12 protein-coding genes are annotated in these 17,215 nt (G+C 62.2%); 9 read left to right on the forward strand and 3 right to left on the reverse strand.

Translation table 11 applies throughout. The annotated features are described in order from the left end of the window. Positions 1–34: 34 nt before the first annotated feature. Positions 35–883 carry a carboxylating nicotinate-nucleotide diphosphorylase gene (gene nadC / locus ACOYXG_RS03540; protein ID WP_027610785.1) on the reverse strand — a complete coding sequence of 283 codons (849 nt, stop codon included), beginning with the start codon at positions 881–883 and terminating at the stop codon, positions 35–37. Positions 884–1,175: 292 nt separating this feature from the next. On the opposite strand from nadC, the gene ACOYXG_RS03545 reads away from it, so the two are divergent. The 5 genes from ACOYXG_RS03545 (at position 1,176) to ACOYXG_RS03565 (ending at position 7,752) form a co-directional block, all read left to right on the forward strand. Further along, positions 1,176–3,362, forward strand: coding sequence for a DUF1631 domain-containing protein (locus tag ACOYXG_RS03545; protein ID WP_460355934.1), 2,187 nt, complete (start codon positions 1,176–1,178; stop codon positions 3,360–3,362). Between the two features lie 64 nt (positions 3,363–3,426). After that, positions 3,427–3,987 carry a 1,6-anhydro-N-acetylmuramyl-L-alanine amidase AmpD gene (gene ampD / locus ACOYXG_RS03550; RefSeq protein ID WP_003221563.1) on the forward strand — a complete coding sequence of 187 codons (561 nt, stop codon included), beginning with the start codon at positions 3,427–3,429 and terminating at the stop codon, positions 3,985–3,987. Continuing rightward, the gene (gene ampE / locus ACOYXG_RS03555) at positions 3,984–4,823 is read left to right on the forward strand and encodes a regulatory signaling modulator protein AmpE (protein ID WP_096795317.1); all 840 of its coding nucleotides are present in this window, start codon (positions 3,984–3,986) and stop codon (positions 4,821–4,823) included. Before ampD ends, ampE begins: the two co-directional genes overlap by 4 nt. Before the next feature lie 1,591 nt (positions 4,824–6,414). Then, the gene (locus tag ACOYXG_RS03560; RefSeq protein ID WP_460358391.1) at positions 6,415–7,119 is read left to right on the forward strand and encodes a methyl-accepting chemotaxis protein; all 705 of its coding nucleotides are present in this window, start codon (positions 6,415–6,417) and stop codon (positions 7,117–7,119) included. A 243-nt stretch (positions 7,120–7,362) separates the two neighbouring features. Then, positions 7,363–7,752 (forward strand): hypothetical protein, encoded by a 390-nt coding sequence (locus tag ACOYXG_RS03565; RefSeq protein WP_027610790.1) that lies wholly within the window; start codon positions 7,363–7,365, stop codon positions 7,750–7,752. On the opposite strand, the gene ACOYXG_RS03570 is transcribed toward ACOYXG_RS03565, so the two are convergent. Next, positions 7,753–8,529, reverse strand: a complete 777-nt coding sequence (locus ACOYXG_RS03570; RefSeq protein WP_096795319.1) for a TatD family hydrolase — start codon at positions 8,527–8,529, stop codon at positions 7,753–7,755. 3 nt (positions 8,530–8,532) lie between these two features. Next, positions 8,533–9,528 carry a catabolite repressor/activator gene (gene cra / locus ACOYXG_RS03575; protein ID WP_096795320.1) on the reverse strand — a complete coding sequence of 332 codons (996 nt, stop codon included), beginning with the start codon at positions 9,526–9,528 and terminating at the stop codon, positions 8,533–8,535. Between the two features lie 306 nt (positions 9,529–9,834). Here cra and ptsP point away from each other — a divergent pair, with 306 nt between their 5' ends. From ptsP to ACOYXG_RS03595, 4 genes are all read left to right on the forward strand, one after another. Continuing rightward, complete coding sequence (gene ptsP / locus ACOYXG_RS03580; protein ID WP_460355940.1) at positions 9,835–12,696, forward strand: phosphoenolpyruvate--protein phosphotransferase; 2,862 nt, start codon at positions 9,835–9,837, stop codon at positions 12,694–12,696. Further along, positions 12,696–13,637, forward strand: a complete 942-nt coding sequence (gene pfkB / locus ACOYXG_RS03585) for a 1-phosphofructokinase (protein WP_027610794.1) — start codon at positions 12,696–12,698, stop codon at positions 13,635–13,637. Before ptsP ends, pfkB begins: the two co-directional genes overlap by 1 nt. A gap of 11 nt (positions 13,638–13,648) precedes the next feature. Beyond that, the gene (locus tag ACOYXG_RS03590; RefSeq protein ID WP_460355944.1) at positions 13,649–15,382 is read left to right on the forward strand and encodes a PTS fructose-like transporter subunit IIB; all 1,734 of its coding nucleotides are present in this window, start codon (positions 13,649–13,651) and stop codon (positions 15,380–15,382) included. Positions 15,383–15,557: 175 nt separating this feature from the next. Beyond that, positions 15,558–17,099, forward strand: a complete 1,542-nt coding sequence (locus tag ACOYXG_RS03595; RefSeq protein ID WP_460355947.1) for an alkaline phosphatase D family protein — start codon at positions 15,558–15,560, stop codon at positions 17,097–17,099. Positions 17,100–17,215 lie beyond the last annotated feature (116 nt).

Raw genomic sequence — 17,215 nt, forward strand, 5'->3', positions numbered from 1 at the left:
CAACCGGGCTGGCGTTTTTTATTGCGTGACAGCCTCAGAGGCTCAGACGCATCGACAGGTCCACCGCCTTCACATCCTTGGTCATCGCACCGATCGAGATGTAGTCCACCCCGGTCTCAGCGATCGGCAGCAGTGTGCTTTCATTGATACCGCCGCTGGCCTCCAGTTTGGCCTTGCCGCCGTTCAAGCGGACAGCTTCGCGCATGTCGTCCAGGCTCAGTTCGTCGAGCATGATGATGTCGGCGCCGGCAGTCAGCGCCTCCTTCAGTTCTTCCAGGCTCTCCACTTCGACTTCCACCGGTTTGCCCGGCGCGATCTTGTGCGCGGCGGCGATGGCCTGCGCGATGCCGCCGCTGGCAGCGATGTGGTTTTCCTTGATCAGGAACGCGTCGTAGAGGCCGATGCGGTGGTTGTGGCAACCACCGCAGGTCACTGCGTATTTCTGCGCCAGACGCAGGCCCGGCAGGGTCTTGCGGGTATCCAGCAGCTTGACCTGGGTTTGCGCCACGAAGTCCGCCAGATATTGCGCACGCGTGGCCACGCCGGACAGCAGTTGCAGGAAGTTCAGCGCGCTGCGTTCGCCAGTCAGCAACGAACGGGCCGGGCCCTCCAGATGAAACAACGGCTGATTGGGTTTGACCCGTTCACCGTCCCGTACCTGCCAGTGCACCGCGACGCGCGGATCGAGCTGGCGAAACACCGTGTCGACCCACGCCGTGCCGCAGATAACCGCCTCGTCGCGAGTGATGATGGTGGCTTTGGCCAGACGTTCGGCCGGGATCAGTTGTGCGGTGATGTCGCCGCTGCCGACATCTTCGAGCAACGCACGGCGCACGTTGGCTTCGATTTCGGCGGTCAGATCGGCGAGACGTAGATTCGGCATAACGGGCTCCACAAACTAAGTGCGCCGATTATAGGGGCATGGCGAGAGCCAACCCAAGGCGAGAACGCGCGTGCCTGACTGCAACTGGTCGATTTCCTGTGAGCAAAGCGCGGCTTTTCGTGGTCACTGGAAGGTGTCGCTGGCATAGGGGAAACCCTGACGGCTATAGCGCCGGGGACAAGTTTTGCAAGATAATCCGCCTTGCATTTGACGTCATAGCTTTGACGTCTCCCGCTCCCACAGGGACCTGTGTTGTAACTGACCAGTGAAATCACCGTTTCAGGAGGCTTGGATGCACAACGACGGGAATGTAGTGCCTTTGCACAAGGCCGCTACCGATCAAGCGAATCATTCGCCGCTCGCCCGCCTGCCTGTGATTCTGCTTCAGGTCCGCGACAAGGCCGCCCAGCAACTGCGCCACGGCTTGCAGGAATTGTTCGATAACGCAGACGACACCCTGTTCGAAATGGCTGACCGGGCGCGTAATGACGTCGAACAGAACATCTTTTTCGAAGCCATGCGCGACCTGCGCCTCAAGCGCAAAAACATCGAACGGGGTTTTCTCGAGCAATTCTTCGAAGCCTTTGTCGCGCTGATTCAATACGAAGTCGTGCAACCCAAATTGCCCGGCACGCTGATATTCGAGGATTCGGCACCGCGTACCGATGACATGGAACGCAGCGTGGCGGTCGAGACCATGGTCGGGCGGGTGCTCAAGCGTGATGGTTTTGCCCTCGATCAACTGACTGCGCGGCTCAACGTGTTGCTGGGCAAGGATTTCGATAACCAACACAATCCGCTCGGCCCGGCGATGCTCTGCGAGTTCTTTCTGCAGGCCGGACGTAACCTGGGCGTGGAGATCAAGGTCAAGCTGATCCTGCTCAAACTGTTCGAACGCTATGTGCTGGCCGATACCGAGCAGTTGTATGCCGAAGCCAATCAATTGCTGGTCGCCACCGGCGTGTTGCCTGAGTTGAAACCGGCCCCCGCACGCCGCGCAATCGAGCGTGCGGCAGCAAGCATCAGCAGCGAAGAGAGTGACGAACCCGCGCCCGCCGACGAAGGCGTGCAGGAAGTCTTCGCCGCGTTGCAGGAACTGCTGCTGCACGTGCGCGGCAGTGTCGCGCCGACCCTGGAGCCGAGTGCGGCGGCGCAACCGATCAGCACCCGCGATCTACTGCGCCTGCTTTCACACTTGCAGCAATACGTCCCGGCACTGGCGGCGCAGGACGATTTCGATCTGCGCAATCAGCTTGAGCAGCTGCTGACGCGGGTCAGCGTGAGGAGCGGCAAATCACGCATCGTCGACGGCGCGGATGAAGACGTGATCAACCTGATCGCCATGGTCTTCGATTGCATCCTCGAAGACCGTAACCTGCCGGATTCGCTCAAGGCGTTGATCGCGCGTTTGCAGATTCCGATGCTCAAGGTGGCAGTACTCGACAAAAGTTTCTTCAGCCGCAGCAGCCACCCGGCGCGGCGCCTGCTCAATGAAATCGCCGATGCCGCCATGGGTTGGGGCGATTGCAATGGCGAGGCGCGTGACAGCCTGTATCTGCGCATCGAACAAGTGGTGCAGCGCCTGTTGAGTGACTTCGTCGACGACCCGGCGATTTTCTCCGAGTTGCTCGCCGATTTCCTGGCCTTCACCAGTGATGAGCGGCGGCGCAGCGAATTGCTCGAACAGCGTTTGCGCGATGCCGAGGAAGGGCGGGCGAAAACCGAACTGGCTCGGCAGCGAGTCGAGCATGTGCTGAACCAGGCGTTGCTGGGTAAAGTCCTGCCGCCGTCGGTGGTGACCTTTGTGCGTGATGCGTGGAGCAAAGTGCTGCTGCTGACCTGCCTCAAACATGGCGACCACTGCGCTGAATGGCAGGCCGATGTGCAGACCATGGAGCAATTGATCTGGAGCGTGCAGCGTCACGACGAGGCGGACGCCGGTCTGCAGTTGCTGGCGCTGGTGCCAGGGTTGCTCAAATCATTGCGTGATGGCCTGAGCAGCTCGGCGTTTGATCCGTTCGCCACCAGCGAATTTTTCAGCGAGCTGGAAGCGCTGCATGTGCGTGTGCTTGAACCGCTCACCGAGCAGCCGCCGGCCGATGCGCCGGCGTTGGTGGAGGTGTCGCAGCACATCACCCTGCGTAGCGCCGACGAGGGCGCGATCGGCGTGAATGCCAGCGGCCTGGCGCATGACGACCCGGGGCTGCGTCAGTTGGAGCAACTGCGCCTGGGCAGTTGGGTGGCGTTCCAGGAAGACGACGAGCACAGCCTGCGCTGCAAACTGGCAGCGATCATCGAAGCCACCGGCAAATACGTGTTTGTCGACCGCACCGGGATGAAAGTGCTGGAGCGCAGCCGCGTCGAGCTGGCCCTCGAGTTCCGCCGTGGCGCGGTGCGGGCGCTGGATGACACCTTGCTGTTCGATCGGGCGCTGGAATCGGTGCTCGGCAATCTGCGGCGACTCAATCGCGGCAAGTGATCGCGCGCCGGGGGCCGATCACGGCATACTGGGCGCCAACACAGTCGGCGTTGAAGGAATCGGTATGCAGTTGGATCCCGCTAGCGGGTGGTGTCACGGGGTACAGGTCTGCCCATCGCCCAACTTCAATGAACGCCCTGCGGGCGAAATCTCCCTGTTGGTGATCCACAACATCAGCCTGCCGCCGGCGCAGTTCGCCACCGGCAAGGTGCAGGAATTTTTCCAGAATCGTCTGGATGTCACCGAGCATCCCTATTTTGCAGGGATTGCCGACCTGCGCGTCTCGGCGCATTTTCTGATCGAACGTGACGGCAGCGTCACCCAGTTTGTCTCCTGTCTTGAGCGGGCGTGGCATGCGGGCGTGTCGATGTTCGAAGGCCGGGAAACCTGTAACGATTTTTCCGTGGGCATCGAGCTCGAAGGCACTGATGATCTGCCCTTTACCGATGCGCAGTATCAGGCGCTGATCACGTTGACGCGTCAGCTGCAAACAGCATTTCCGGCTATCACCGGCGCCCGTATCTGCGGGCACAGCGACATCGCACCCGGGCGCAAGACCGATCCTGGCCCGGCATTCGACTGGGCGCGTTACCGCGCAGCCCTGGCACAAGAGGAAGGACAATGAGTTTTCTGGTGTTACTGCTGGCGGTCTGGATCGAGAAATTCTCGGCCCTGCGCCATCGGGTTCAACGCGATGGCGGATGGATCCGCGAACTGCACAAACTCGAAACCAGCGAGCGCCTGGCCCAGCGACCATGGCTGGTGCTGACGATTCTGGTGTTGCTGCCGGTGGCGCTGCTCGCCTTTTTGCTGGTGGTACTGGAACCCGTCGCGTACGGCTTGCTGGCCTTGCCGGTGCACTTGCTGGTGGTGATTTACGCCTTGGGGCGCGGTGATCTGCTTGGCGGCCTCGGGCCGTTTCGTGACGCCTGGCGCCGTGAAGACCTGCAAGCGGCCGCGCATGTGGCCAAGCGTGATCTGGATATCTGCGCCGACAGTGGTGAGCAATTGCTGGATCGGGTTCAAGGGCACCTGTTGTGGCAGGCCTATCAAAGTTTCTTCGCGGTGATCTTCTGGTACTTCGTGCTTGGCCCGGTGGCGGCGCTGGCTTATCGCTTGCTCGCATTGGCTGAAGAGCACAGCCAGAACCCGGCGCTCGCCGAACGCGCCGGCCAGTTACGTCACGCCTTTGACTGGTTGCCGGTGCGCTTGCTCGCCGCCAGTCTGGCTCTGGTCGGCAATTTCGTCGCGGTCAGCCGGGTGATGTTGCATGAGCTGCTGAACTGGAACATCAGCGCCGCGCAGCTGATCAACAAGGTCGGGCTGGCAGCGGGTGAGATCCCGCCGCCGGTAGTCGGGCCTGAAGGCATCAACACTCTCGACTGCCTGTGGGAACTGCTGCTGCGCGCGGCGGTGCTGTGGTATGCCGGGTTTGCCTTGTGGACAGTGTTGATTCACTGATACTCGCCCGTGAAATTCATTGTGGTGAGGGGATTTATCCCCGATGGGGCGCGCAGCGGCCCCAATATCTTAATGGGGCTGCTGCGCAGCCCATCGGGGATAAATCCCCTCGCCACAGGTCAGTGACCGGCGCAGAGTAGTCGTTAACCTTAAGTTACAAAACCTCCCCCCGATTTGAGCTATACAGAGACAGCGCCCGATAGTGGCTATCTGCTGTCGCCCCGCGCCTGCCAATAAAAACAAGAAAAACCAAGGGAGACTTCCAGTGAAGAGCTTGCTCTATCCCGCCGTCTCGCTGATGAACCGTCTGAGCTTCGGCATGAAGTTCAGCTTGATCAGCGTGCTGTTCCTGGTGCCGATGCTGGTGACCAATTTTTATCTGGTGCGCGATTCCTATCGCGAATTCCAGGGCACCCGGGTCGAATTGCAGAGCCTCGATCTGCTGGGCAGCAGCCTGAGCCTGCGCCGGGATCTGGAAACGCTGAACAATCTGGTGCAGATCAACGTCACCCTCGGCCAGTCCGGCAAAGCCGACAACCTCGAAGCGCAGATCCGCAGCCTGGAGCAATCCGTGCTGGCGCGCCTGCAAGGTTTGCAGGCGATGACCGACGATTCCGAGCAGATCAAACTGTTCGACGGCAAACGCGATGAAATGATCAGCGCGTTCAAGGCTCAACAGGCGGAAAGCTCCCTGCAAAGCAAAAGCGCGATGATCGGCAAACTGCTCGGCAATGCGCAGATCTTCAGCCAGATCGTCACCAGTCAGGCCGGTCTGAGCCGCGACAACCAGAGCGACATCCGCCAGCTCAGCGAGCTGCTCACCAATATCACTCCGGCCGTGACCCAGACTCTCGGCGAAGGTCGGGCCATCGGTTCGTATTCGTTGGGGCAGGGCTTTCTCAACAGTTCGTCGAGCAGCCGTTTCGACGAGTTGCTGGCGCAGATCGAAAAGCTCCAGGCTGAATACGCGTTGAAACTGCAGGACGCCCTCGACTCCAGCCAGGCCGCGCGCGTCAGCCTCAGCGCGCCGGCCGACAGCAGCAAGGCTTCGCTCAAACAGGCCAGTGAACTGTTTGAGGCGAAAGTCGTGGTGGCCGAGACCCTCGATACCCCGTGGCAGGCGTTCTACGATCAGGTCACCGGGCTGATGGCGCAGACCTACCAGCTTAATGACGCGACCCTGAAATTTCTCGATACCCAACTGCAGCAGCGCCTGGCGCAAAACCGCACGCACATGGTGTTGCAGGCGGTGGCGCTGGCGGTGGTGTTCGTGCTGATTTTCTATCTCTACGGCGGGTTCTACGCCTCGACTCGCACCACGCTCAAGCGCCTGGGCGCGATGATGGACAAGGTCGCGGCCGGTGACATGACGGTCAATTTCAAGGCCAACAGTCGCGATGAACTCGGCGAACTGGGTGAGGTGTTCAACGGCACCGTGAGGAAAATCCACGACCTGATCGAACGAGTCGGGCAGACCGTGGCTGAGGTCGAGCGCCAGGCCGGGCAGGTGGAAACTGTCTCGGCGCAAAGCAATCAGGCGGTGGCCGGGCAGCGCACGCAGATCGAGCAAGTGGCGACCGCGATGAATCAGATGTCGGCGACCTCGCTGGAAGTTGCACGCAGCGCAGCGGCAGCGGTGAGCAGCGCGCACAGCGTCAACGATGAAACCGTCAGCGGTCGCACACTGGTGGAGTCGCAGCAGGGCAGCATTGCCGCGCTGGCCAGCGAGATCGATCAATCGGTGCTGGTGATCAACCAGTTGGCCAGCGACAGCCAGTCGATCAGCCGCGTGCTGGAAGTGATCAAGAGCATTGCCGAGCAGACCAACTTGCTGGCGCTCAACGCCGCCATCGAAGCCGCCCGGGCCGGAGAGCAGGGCCGGGGATTTGCGGTGGTGGCGGACGAAGTGCGTACGTTGGCCAAGCGCACCCAGCAATCGACCGAAGAAATCGAGCAGATGATCAGCAAGCTGCATGGCGGCGTGGGCGCTGCGGTGAAGGCCATGGGCATTAGCCATCAGATGGCCAACGGCACGGTCGGGCAGTCGGAAAAGGTCCAGCAGGCGCTGGAAAACATCCTCGGCGCGGTCGGCATGATCGTCGATCAGAACCAGCAGATCGCCGCCGCCGTGGAGCAACAGACCGCCGTGGCCCATGACATCGACCAGAACATCGTCGAGATCAACCGTGCTGGCGAGCGCACGGCCCAGGGGGCGCACCAGACGGAGGACGCCAGCCGGGCACTGTCGGCGCAGGTAGTGGAGCTGAAACAACTGATCAGCGCGTTCCGCGTCTGATCGAGCGCGAATTCTGTAGGAGTGAGCCTGCTCGCGATAGCGGTGTGTCAGTCAATTCAATTGTTGGCTGATACACCGCTATCGCGAGCAGGCTCACTCCTACAAGGGCGGTAATGTCAGAACATTTTGTAATGCATTGATACTTACGCTTGTAAGCCAATTCCTGTTTTCTTCCGGCGGCTGGCTTTTCGTCATTAATGAGCCAGTATCCGAGTTCCGCTGATTGCGTCGAGGAGGCCGCTCATGTCCGTTGCAACCCTGGGAGTCCAGGGCCGTTGTGCTCATTGCCAGACCCTACAGGTACTCAAACCCTGGCAACTCAACGCCATCGCAATCAATGAACCGTTCACTTGCGCGCACTGCCAGAACGCTGTGGAGCTGCGCTGCCCCAAACAGATCAAACGCTTCAAGTCCCTCGATTCGCTGGGATTGCTGCGCTTCAGCGCCTCGGTAACCGTGTGCACTGCGCTGCTGGTGGCGTTGGTCATGGAATGGATCGGGCTGCTCAGCGTGACTGAACAGTTGAATGCGTCGTTGATCGTGATTTTTATCTACTTCGCACTGGCACGCTTTGTCCGTCAACGTCAGCACATGACCTTGATTCTCGAAGCGGCCAAGGTCCACGGCGACTGATTACCAACCGAACACTTCGCAGCTGTTGGCGGTGCTGGCGGCGGCCAATTGTTCCGGGCTGATCTTCATCAGTTCGGCGAGCGCCGCACAGATCGCCGGCAAGTGCGCCGGTGTATTGCGTACTCCGGGAAACATCGCCGGCGCCATGTCCGGAGAGTCGGTCTCCAGCACGATCGAATCCAGCGGCAGATCCGCCAGTACCCGATGCATGCGCAACGCCTGCGGCCAGGTTGGCGCGCCGCCCAGACCCAGTTTGAAACCGAGCTTGATGTATTCGCGTGCTTCTTCGCGGCTGCCGGCGAACGCGTGGATGATGCCCGCGCGCTTGAGCTTAAAGCGCTTGAGCGTGGCGATCACCGCGGCGTGGCTGCGGCGCACGTGGATCAGCGCCGGCAGTTCGAAATCTGCCGCCAGTTGCAGCTGCGCGTCGAACAGCGCCTGCTGGCGTTCGCGGTCGAGGGTTTCGATGAAGTAATCCAGGCCGATCTCGCCCACCGCACACAGTTGCCGATGGCCGCGTAGCCGCGTCAGCCAGTCGCCGAGTGCGCGTAGATCTTCGGGTTGATGCTGATCGAGGTACACCGGATGCAGGCCGAATGCCGCGTACAGGTCGGCATCGCTCTGCACCAGCTCCCACACCCGTTGCCAATTGCCCTGATAAACCCCCAGCACCACCATCCGCCGCACCCCGAGGGCGCGGCTTTCGGCGAGCAACGCCGAGCGATCGGCGTCGAAGTCGGGGAAGTCGAGGTGGGTGTGGCTGTCGATCAGCTCCACGGTTCAGTCCCGATGAATACGCTGCTTGAAGGTACGGGCGATGGCCTGCACGCCAGGCTTGTATTGCGATTGCTCGACAGCGGCCAGCGCCAGTTCCAGTGCCTTGTCGGCGATCAACTGGTGCTGCTGGGCCATGGCGTTGACCGGCAGCGGCAGGAAGTCGAGCAATTGCGTGTCACCGAAGGTGCCCAGACGCAGCGGGCGGGATTTGAGCGGGAAGTCATGCAGCGCATCGAACACGCCCTGCAGCAGCACGTAGGAAGTCGTTACCAGTGCATCCGGCAAATGCCCCAGACGTTGCAGGAGTTCTTCCATCAGTTGCTTGCCGCATTCGCGACTGAAGGACTCGGCGTGCTCGATCAGCACTTCGCCTTTGAAGTCGACCAGTGCCTGCTTGAAGCCGGCAGCACGTTCCTGACTGATGCTCAGCTCCGGACGTGCGCCGAGCAGCACGATCTGTTTCGGCTGCGGGTTGAGCAGGCTTTGGGTCAGGTGCAGGCTGGCTTCGCGGTCGTCACTGATCACCGAGCAGAAGTGCTCGGGTTCCATGACCCGGTCGATGGCGATGATCGGCAAGCCCTTGGCCTGCAACTGGCGGTAGCTGTCGTCACCGGCCGGCAGGCAACTGGCGACGATCAGCGCATCGCAACGGCGCGCCTTGAACAGTTGCAGCAACTGGCGCTCGCTGTCCGGCGCATCGTCGGAGCTCGCAATCAGTAACTGATAACCCCGCGCCCGCGCGCCTTGCTCCAGCAGTTTGGCGATCCGCGCGTAACTGGGGTTTTCCAGATCCGGCAGAATAAAGCCCAGCGTGCGGGTGTGCCGACTGCGCAACCCGGCCGCTTGCGGGTTGGGGGTGAAGCCGTGCTGTTCGACGACCGCACGCACCCGCTCGACCGTGGCGTTGCTGATGCGTTGCTGTTCGGCCTTGCCGTTGATGACGTAGCTGGCGGTGGTCACGGACACTCCGGCCAACCGCGCGATATCACTGAGTTTCAACCCGGGATTTCCTTGTTTTTTCGAGCTTGCCGCCACATTTTCGCCAATCCTACCCGATTCGGGCAGACGACTATTGTCGCAGCGCATCCGACAAGTTGGACTTCAAGGATGAGACATTATCGAGTAACGTGCCGATCAATCTAGATTAAACGTTTCAGCAAGCGTATTTTCTACGTTTTAGACGCCTTTGGCCGGTTCTGCCGTGAAACCGCCAAAACTGCCGCTGAAAAGCAGGTTGACCAGCGCCTAAGCTGTGACCATTCAAAACAATATCCTGGCGCATCCATGTGCCAAAAAGGAGATCGCATGCTCGAGCTCACTATAGAGCAGATATCCATGGGCCAATCGGCTGTGGATAAACCCGCCGCCCTGCAATTGCTTGCCCATCATCTGGTGGCCGATGGCCTGGTCGCCGATGGCTACCTCGCTGGATTGCAGGCCCGGGAAGCCCAGGGCTCGACCTTTCTCGGCCAGGGTATCGCCATCCCCCACGGCACCCCGGAGACCCGCGATCAGGTATTCGCCACCGGCGTGCGGCTGATGCAGTTTCCCGAGGGTGTGGACTGGGGCGACGGCCAGATCGTTTACCTGGCGATCGGCATCGCCGCCAAATCCGACGAACACCTGCGCCTGCTGCAACTGCTGACCCGCGCCCTCGGCGAGACCGATCTGGGTCAGGCCCTGCGTCGCGCCAGCTCGCCGGAAGCGCTGCTGAAACTGCTGCAAGGCGCGCCACAGGAACTGGCGCTGGATGCGCAGATGATCGGCCTCGGCGTCTCAGCTGACGATTTCGAAGAACTGGTCTGGCGTGGCGCGCGTCTGTTGCGGCAGGCTGATTGTGTGAGCAACGGTTTTGCCGGTGTGTTGCAACAAGTCGAAGCGCTGCCACTGGGCGATGGCCTGTGGTGGCTGCACAGCGAGCAAACCGTGAAGCGCCCGGGCCTGGCGTTCGTCACCCCGGACAAACCGATGCGCTACCTCGGGCAGCCGCTCAGCGGTCTGTTCTGTCTGGCCAGTCTGGGTGAGGCGCATCAGGCGCTGCTCGAACGTCTGTGTGCGCTGCTCATCGAAGGACGCGGTCATGAATTGGGCCGCGCCACCAGCAGCCGCAAAGTCCTCGAAGTGCTCGGCGGCGAACTGCCGGCCGATTGGCCGAGCGCGCGTATTGCCCTGGCCAACGCCCACGGTTTGCATGCACGTCCGGCGAAGATCCTTGCGCAACTGGCGAAGAGTTTTGACGGTGAAATCCGCGTGCGCATCGTCGACAGCGCGGACAGCGCCGTGTCGGTAAAAAGCTTGAGCAAGCTGCTGAGTCTCGGCGCCCGTCGTGGTCAGGTGCTGGAGTTGATCGCCGAACCGAGCATCGCTGCTGACGCCTTGCCTGCATTGCTGGCCGCTATCGAAGAAGGCCTCGGTGAAGAAGTCGAACCGTTGCCGGCCGTGAGTCAGCAACGCGAAGCCATCGCTGATATCGCCGAAGTGCTGATCGCCCCGGCGTCCGGCGCGCAGTTGCAGGCGATACCGGCGGCACCGGGCATCGCCATTGGGCCTGCGCACATTCAGGTGCAGCAGGCTATCGATTACCCGTTGCGCGGCGAGTCCGCCGCCATCGAGCGCGAGCGCCTCAAGCAAGCGCTGAGCGATGTGCGCCGTGACATTCAGGGTCTGATCGAACGCAGCAAGGCCAAGGCGATTCGCGAGATTTTTATCACCCACCAGGAAATGCTCGACGACCCGGAACTGACCGACGAAGTCGACACCCGTCTCAAGCAAGGCGAAAGCGCCGAAGCGGCGTGGATGGCGGTGATTGAAGCAGCGGCCAAACAACAGGAATCGCTGCAGGACGCGTTGCTCGCCGAGCGGGCGGCGGACCTGCGTGACATCGGGCGCCGGGTGCTGGCGCAACTTTGCGGTGTGCAGACGCCGAACGAGCCGGAGCAGCCATACATTCTGGTGATGGACGAAGTCGGCCCATCCGACGTGGCGCGGCTCGATCCGGCCCGAGTTGCAGGGATTCTCACCGCGCGCGGCGGCGCCACCGCGCACAGTGCAATCGTCGCCCGTGCTCTCGGGATTCCTGCGCTGGTCGGAGCTGGCGCTGCGGTGTTGCTGCTGGAACCGGGCACGCCGTTGCTGCTCGACGGCCAGCGCGGTCGCCTGCACGTCGACGCCGATGCCGCGACCCTGCAACGCGCCGCCGAAGAACGCGATACCCGCGAGCAGCGTCTCAAGGCTGCCGCCGAACAACGCCATCAACCGGCGCACACCACTGACGGTCACGCCGTGGAAGTGTTCGCCAACATCGGTGAAAGCGCCGGCGTTACCGCTGCGGTCGAGCAGGGCGCCGAAGGTATTGGCCTGCTGCGCACCGAACTGATTTTCATGGCCCACCCGCAGGCGCCGGACGAAGCCACTCAGGAAGCCGAATACCGCCGCGTTCTCGACGGCCTCGCCGGGCGACCGCTGGTGGTGCGCACCCTTGATGTCGGCGGCGACAAACCGCTGCCATATTGGCCGATCGCCAAGGAGGAAAACCCGTTCCTCGGCGTGCGCGGCATTCGCCTGACCTTGCAGCGTCCACAGGTCATGGAAGCGCAATTGCGCGCCTTGCTGCGTTCGGCGGATAACCGGCCGCTGCGGATCATGTTCCCGATGGTCGGCAGCGTCGAAGAATGGCGTCAGGCCCGCGACATGACCGAGCGCTTGCGCCTGGAAATCCCGGTCGCTGATCTGCAACTGGGGATCATGATCGAAGTACCGTCCGCCGCATTGCTGGCGCCGGTATTGGCCAAGGAAGTCGACTTCTTCAGCGTCGGTACCAACGACCTGACGCAATACACCCTGGCCATCGACCGTGGTCACCCGACACTCTCGGCCCAGGCTGACGGCCTGCACCCGGCGGTGCTGCAACTGATCGACATCACCGTGCGCGCCGCACATACCCATGGCAAATGGGTCGGCGTGTGCGGCGAGCTGGCGGCGGATCCGCTGGCGGTGCCGGTGCTGGTCGGCCTCGGTGTCGATGAGCTGAGCGTGTCCGGTCGCAGCATCGCCGAGGTCAAGGCGCGCATCCGCGAACTCAGCCTGACCCAGGCGCAAACCCTTGCTCAACAAGCCCTCACCGTGGGCAGCGCGAACGAAGTGCGTACATTAGTGGAGGCCCTGTAATGGCCAAGATTCTCACCCTGACCCTCAACCCGGCGCTGGACCTCACGGTCGAGCTGCCACGCCTGGAGGCCGGTCAGGTCAACCGCAGCGACGAGATGCACACCCACGCCGCCGGCAAAGGCGTGAACGTCGCCCAGGTACTCGCAGACCTCGGGCATCAACTGACGGTCAGCGGCTTTCTCGGCGAAGACAATCTGCAAGCCTTCGAGACTTTGTTCGCCAAGCGCGGCTTTGTCGATGCGTTCATTCGCGTGCCGGGGGAGACGCGCAGCAACATCAAGGTCGCCGAGCACGACGGGCGCATCACCGACATCAACGGCCCGGGGCCGGTGGTCGACGCGACGGCGCAGCAGGCGTTGCTTGAGCGTCTGCTGCAGATCGCTCCGGGGCATGACGCGGTGGTGGTCGCCGGCAGTCTGCCGCGTGGCGTCAGCGCGCAGTGGTTGCGTGAGTTGATCGAACGCCTGAACGGTCTCGGCCTGAAAGTCGCCCTCGACAGCAGTGGCGAAGCTTTGCGCGCGGCCATTGAAGGGCGTCCGTGGCTGATCAAGCCGAATACTGAAGAACTCGCCGATGCGCTCGATTGCGATGTGGTTTCGCACGCCGCCGAAGCTCAGGCTGCGGCGTGCCTGCACGCCAAGGGTATCGAGCACGTGGTGATCTCCCATGGCGCCGACGGTGTGAACTGGTTCAGCGTCGGCTCGGCGCTGCATGCCACGCCGCCGAAGGTGACTGTTGCCAGCACGGTAGGGGCCGGTGACTCGTTGCTGGCCGGCATGCTCCACGGTCTGCTCAGTGCCGATACGCCCGAGCAGACCCTGCGCACGGCCACGGCGATTGCCGCGATGGCGGTGACGCAGATCGGTTTCGGCATCAACGATGCGGCGCAACTGGCGCAGCTCGAACAGGGCGTACGCGTGCGTCCCCTGACAGAACAATAAGAGGGTTTGTCATGAAATTAGCCATTGTCACGGCCTGCCCGAACGGCATGGTCACCAGTGTGCTGTGCGCCCGTCTGCTGGACGCGGCGGCCCAGCGTCAGGGCTGGAGCACCAGCGTTGAAGTGGTCGATGCGGCGCACCCGGAGCGCGAATTGTCGGCTGCCACCATTGAAGCGGCGGAGTGGGTGTTGCTGGTCGCCACCGGTGACGTCGACATGCGCCGTTTCGTCGGCAAGCGCGTGTTCCGCATCGCCCCGGCGCAAGCTCTGCAAGATGTCGAAGCGGTGCTGCGTCGGGGTGCTGAAGAGGCTGAAGTTTACGTCGCCAGCGAAGCCGTCCCGGTTGCCGCTGCGCCACGTGCGCCACGCATCGTCGCCATCACTGCGTGCCCGACGGGTGTTGCCCACACCTTCATGGCGGCCGAGGCGTTGCAGCAGACGGCCAAGCGTCTGGGCTATGAACTGCACGTCGAAACCCAAGGCTCGGTCGGCGCGAAAACCCCGCTCAGTGCGACGGCCATTGCCGAGGCTGACGTGGTGTTGCTGGCGGCCGACATCGAAGTCGCCACCGAGCGTTTCGCCGGCAAGAAAATCTACCGTTGCGGCACCGGGATTGCCTTGAAGCAATCCGAAGCGACACTGAAAAAGGCCCTCGCCGAAGCTCAGGTCGAGAGCGCTGCGAGCGACGGCAAGGCGCCGGCCAAGCAAGAGAAAACCGGGGTTTACAAACACCTGCTGACCGGTGTTTCGTTCATGCTGCCGATGGTGGTGGCCGGTGGTCTGATGATCGCGCTGTCGTTCGTCTTCGGCATCACCGCGTTCAAGGAAGAAGGCACGCTGGCGGCAGCGCTGATGCAGATCGGCGGCGAAACCGCGTTCAAGCTGATGGTGCCGCTGCTCGCCGGGTACATTGCCTACTCGATCGCCGACCGCCCGGGCCTGGCGCCGGGGATGATTGGTGGCTTGCTCGCCAGCACGCTGGGGGCAGGGTTTATCGGCGGGATCGTCGCCGGGTTTATCGCCGGTTATGCGGCCAAGGCCATCAGTCGTTATGTGGCATTGCCGCAGAGCCTCGAAGCGCTGAAACCGATTCTGATCATTCCGTTGTTCGCCAGCCTGATCACCGGTCTGGTGATGATCTACGTGGTCGGTAAACCGGTCGCGGGGATGCTTGCGGCACTGACGCATTTTCTCGACAGCATGGGCACCACCAACGCGATCCTGCTCGGCGTGTTGCTCGGCGGCATGATGTGCGTCGACCTCGGCGGCCCGATCAACAAAGCCGCGTATGCCTTCTCGGTGGGGCTGCTGGCTTCGCAGAGTTATGCGCCGATGGCCGCGACCATGGCTGCCGGCATGGTGCCGCCAATTGGGCTGGGCATTGCCACTTTCATTGCTCGCCGCAAGTTTGCCCAGACCGAGCGCGAGGCCGGTAAAGCGGCGCTGGTGCTGGGGCTGTGCTTCATCTCCGAAGGGGCGATTCCGTTTGCCGCGAAAGACCCGCTGCGAGTGATTCCGGCGAGCATCGCCGGCGGTGCGTTGACCGGCGCGTTGTCGATGTACTTCGGCTGCAAACTGATGGCACCGCACGGTGGCTTGTTTGTGCTGGCGATCCCGAATGCGATCAATCATGCGTTGCTGTATCTGCTGGCGATTGTCGCGGGGAGTCTGTTGACGGCCGTTGTCTATGCGACGGTCAAGCGCCCGGAAGCCGTTGAGTTGGCGCTGGAACCGGCGAAGGCTTAACTGGCTCCACAAAACCCTGTGGGAGCGAGCCTGCTCGCGAATGCAATCTGCCAGCGACATGTATGTTGACTGGTACACCGCTTTCGCGAGCAGGCTCGCTCCCACAATGGTTAGTGGTGTCATGGCGAGTTCATATAGCCGTGCTTAAGTTTTCCTTTTTTCAGGGAGAACACGCATGAGCGATTTCAATCCGGGGCGTCGACGGGTCATGCAGGTTGTCGGTGCCGGGCTGCTGATGCCGGGGCTGGCGCCGGCGGTGATCGCGTCGGTCAAGGATCGGCCGCAACTCACCGACGGCGTGCAGTCCGGCGACCTGCAAGGCGACCGCGCGATGATCTGGAGCCGTACTGATCGTCCGGCGCGGATGGTGGTCGAGTGGGACACCCGCAGCCAGTTTCGTCACCCGCGCCGGGTAGTCTCGCCACTGGCCGATGCGCGCACTGACTTCACCGCCCGTGTCGAACTCACCGGGCTGCCCGCCGATCAGGCGGTTTTCTATCGGGTGTATTTCAAGGACGCGCAATCTGGCGTCGCCAGCGAACCGTGGCTCGGCCATTTGCGCAGCGCTCCGAAGGCGCGGCGCAATATCCGTTTCGTCTGGAGTGGCGACACCGTCGGCCAGGGCTTCGGCATCAATCCGGACATCGGCGGCATGCGCATCTACGAATCCATGCGCCTGCGCCTGCCGGACTTCTTTATCCACAGCGGCGACACCATCTACGCCGACGGCCCGGTGCCGGCGCAACTGACCACAGAGGGCGGGCGGATCTGGCGCAACCTCACCACCGAGGCCAAGAGCAAAGTCGCGCAGAACCTTGACGATTATCGCGGCAATTATCGCTACAACCTGATGGACGAAAACATCCGCCGTTTCAACGCCGAAGTCCCGCAGATCTGGCAGTGGGACGACCACGAAGTGGTCAACAACTGGTCGCCGGGCAAGCAGCTCGACGAGCGTTATCAGGAAAAAGATATCCACACCCTGGTCGGCCGTGCACGCAAGGCCTGGCTGGAATATTCGCCGATGCGTTTGCAGGCGGCCGACGGCGGCGGGCGAATTTATCGCAAGCTCAGCTACGGGTCGATGCTCGATGTGTTCGTGCTCGACATGCGCAGCTATCGCGGGGCCAACGACGACAACCTCGGCGCGGCCAAACCGTTTTTGGGGCGTGAGCAACTGGACTGGCTCAAGCGTGGCTTGAAGCATTCCAAGGCGCAGTGGAAGGTAATCGCCGCCGACATGCCGATCGGCCTCGGCGTGCCTGACGGTGAAGTCAGCCCGGGTGTGGCGCGCTGGGAGGCGGTGGCCAACGGTGATCCCGGCCCGGCTCAGGGACGAGAGCTGGAAGTCGCCGAGTTGCTCGGTTTTCTGCGCGCGCAGCAGGTGCGCAATTTCGTGTTTCTCACGGCGGACGTGCATTACTGTGCGGCGCATCACTACCACCCGGACCGCGCGGCGTTTCAGGACTTCGAACCGTTCTGGGAGTTTGTCGCCGGGCCATTGAATGCCGGGAGTTTCGGGCCTAATCCGCTGGACAAGACCTTCGGCCCGGAAGTGGTGTTCCAGAAGGCTCCGCCCACGCAGAATGCTTCACCGTTTGCCGGGTTTCAGTTCTTTGGCGAGGTGAACATCGAAGGGCAGAGCGGGGAGATGAGCGTGGTGTTGCGGGATTTGAATGGGGTAGCGGTTTTCGAGCAGAAATTGCAGCCCGTTTAGACGCTGAGAACCTGTGGGAGCGGGCTTGCTCGCGAAGACGGTGTGTCAGCGAAGTCGATATCGACTGGCACGGCGCCTTCGCGAGCAAGCCCGCTCCCACCGGGTAATGATGGGTG

The organism is Pseudomonas sp. G3-39 (genome assembly GCF_054790485.1).

Excerpts from the sequence above, each read along its gene's own strand:
- nadC (WP_027610785.1), bottom strand. The coding sequence starts at position 883 with ATGCCGAATCTACGTCTCGCCGATCTGACCGCCGAAATCGAAGCCAAC.
- ACOYXG_RS03545 (WP_460355934.1), top strand. The coding sequence starts at position 1,176 with ATGCACAACGACGGGAATGTAGTGCCTTTGCACAAGGCCGCTACCGAT.
- ampD (WP_003221563.1), top strand. The coding sequence starts at position 3,427 with ATGCAGTTGGATCCCGCTAGCGGGTGGTGTCACGGGGTACAGGTCTGC.
- ampE (WP_096795317.1), top strand. The coding sequence starts at position 3,984 with ATGAGTTTTCTGGTGTTACTGCTGGCGGTCTGGATCGAGAAATTCTCG.
- ACOYXG_RS03560 (WP_460358391.1), top strand. The coding sequence starts at position 6,415 with ATGTCGGCGACCTCGCTGGAAGTTGCACGCAGCGCAGCGGCAGCGGTG.
- ACOYXG_RS03565 (WP_027610790.1), top strand. The coding sequence starts at position 7,363 with ATGTCCGTTGCAACCCTGGGAGTCCAGGGCCGTTGTGCTCATTGCCAG.
- ptsP (WP_460355940.1), top strand. The coding sequence starts at position 9,835 with ATGCTCGAGCTCACTATAGAGCAGATATCCATGGGCCAATCGGCTGTG.
- pfkB (WP_027610794.1), top strand. The coding sequence starts at position 12,696 with ATGGCCAAGATTCTCACCCTGACCCTCAACCCGGCGCTGGACCTCACG.
- ACOYXG_RS03590 (WP_460355944.1), top strand. The coding sequence starts at position 13,649 with ATGAAATTAGCCATTGTCACGGCCTGCCCGAACGGCATGGTCACCAGT.
- ACOYXG_RS03595 (WP_460355947.1), top strand. The coding sequence starts at position 15,558 with ATGAGCGATTTCAATCCGGGGCGTCGACGGGTCATGCAGGTTGTCGGT.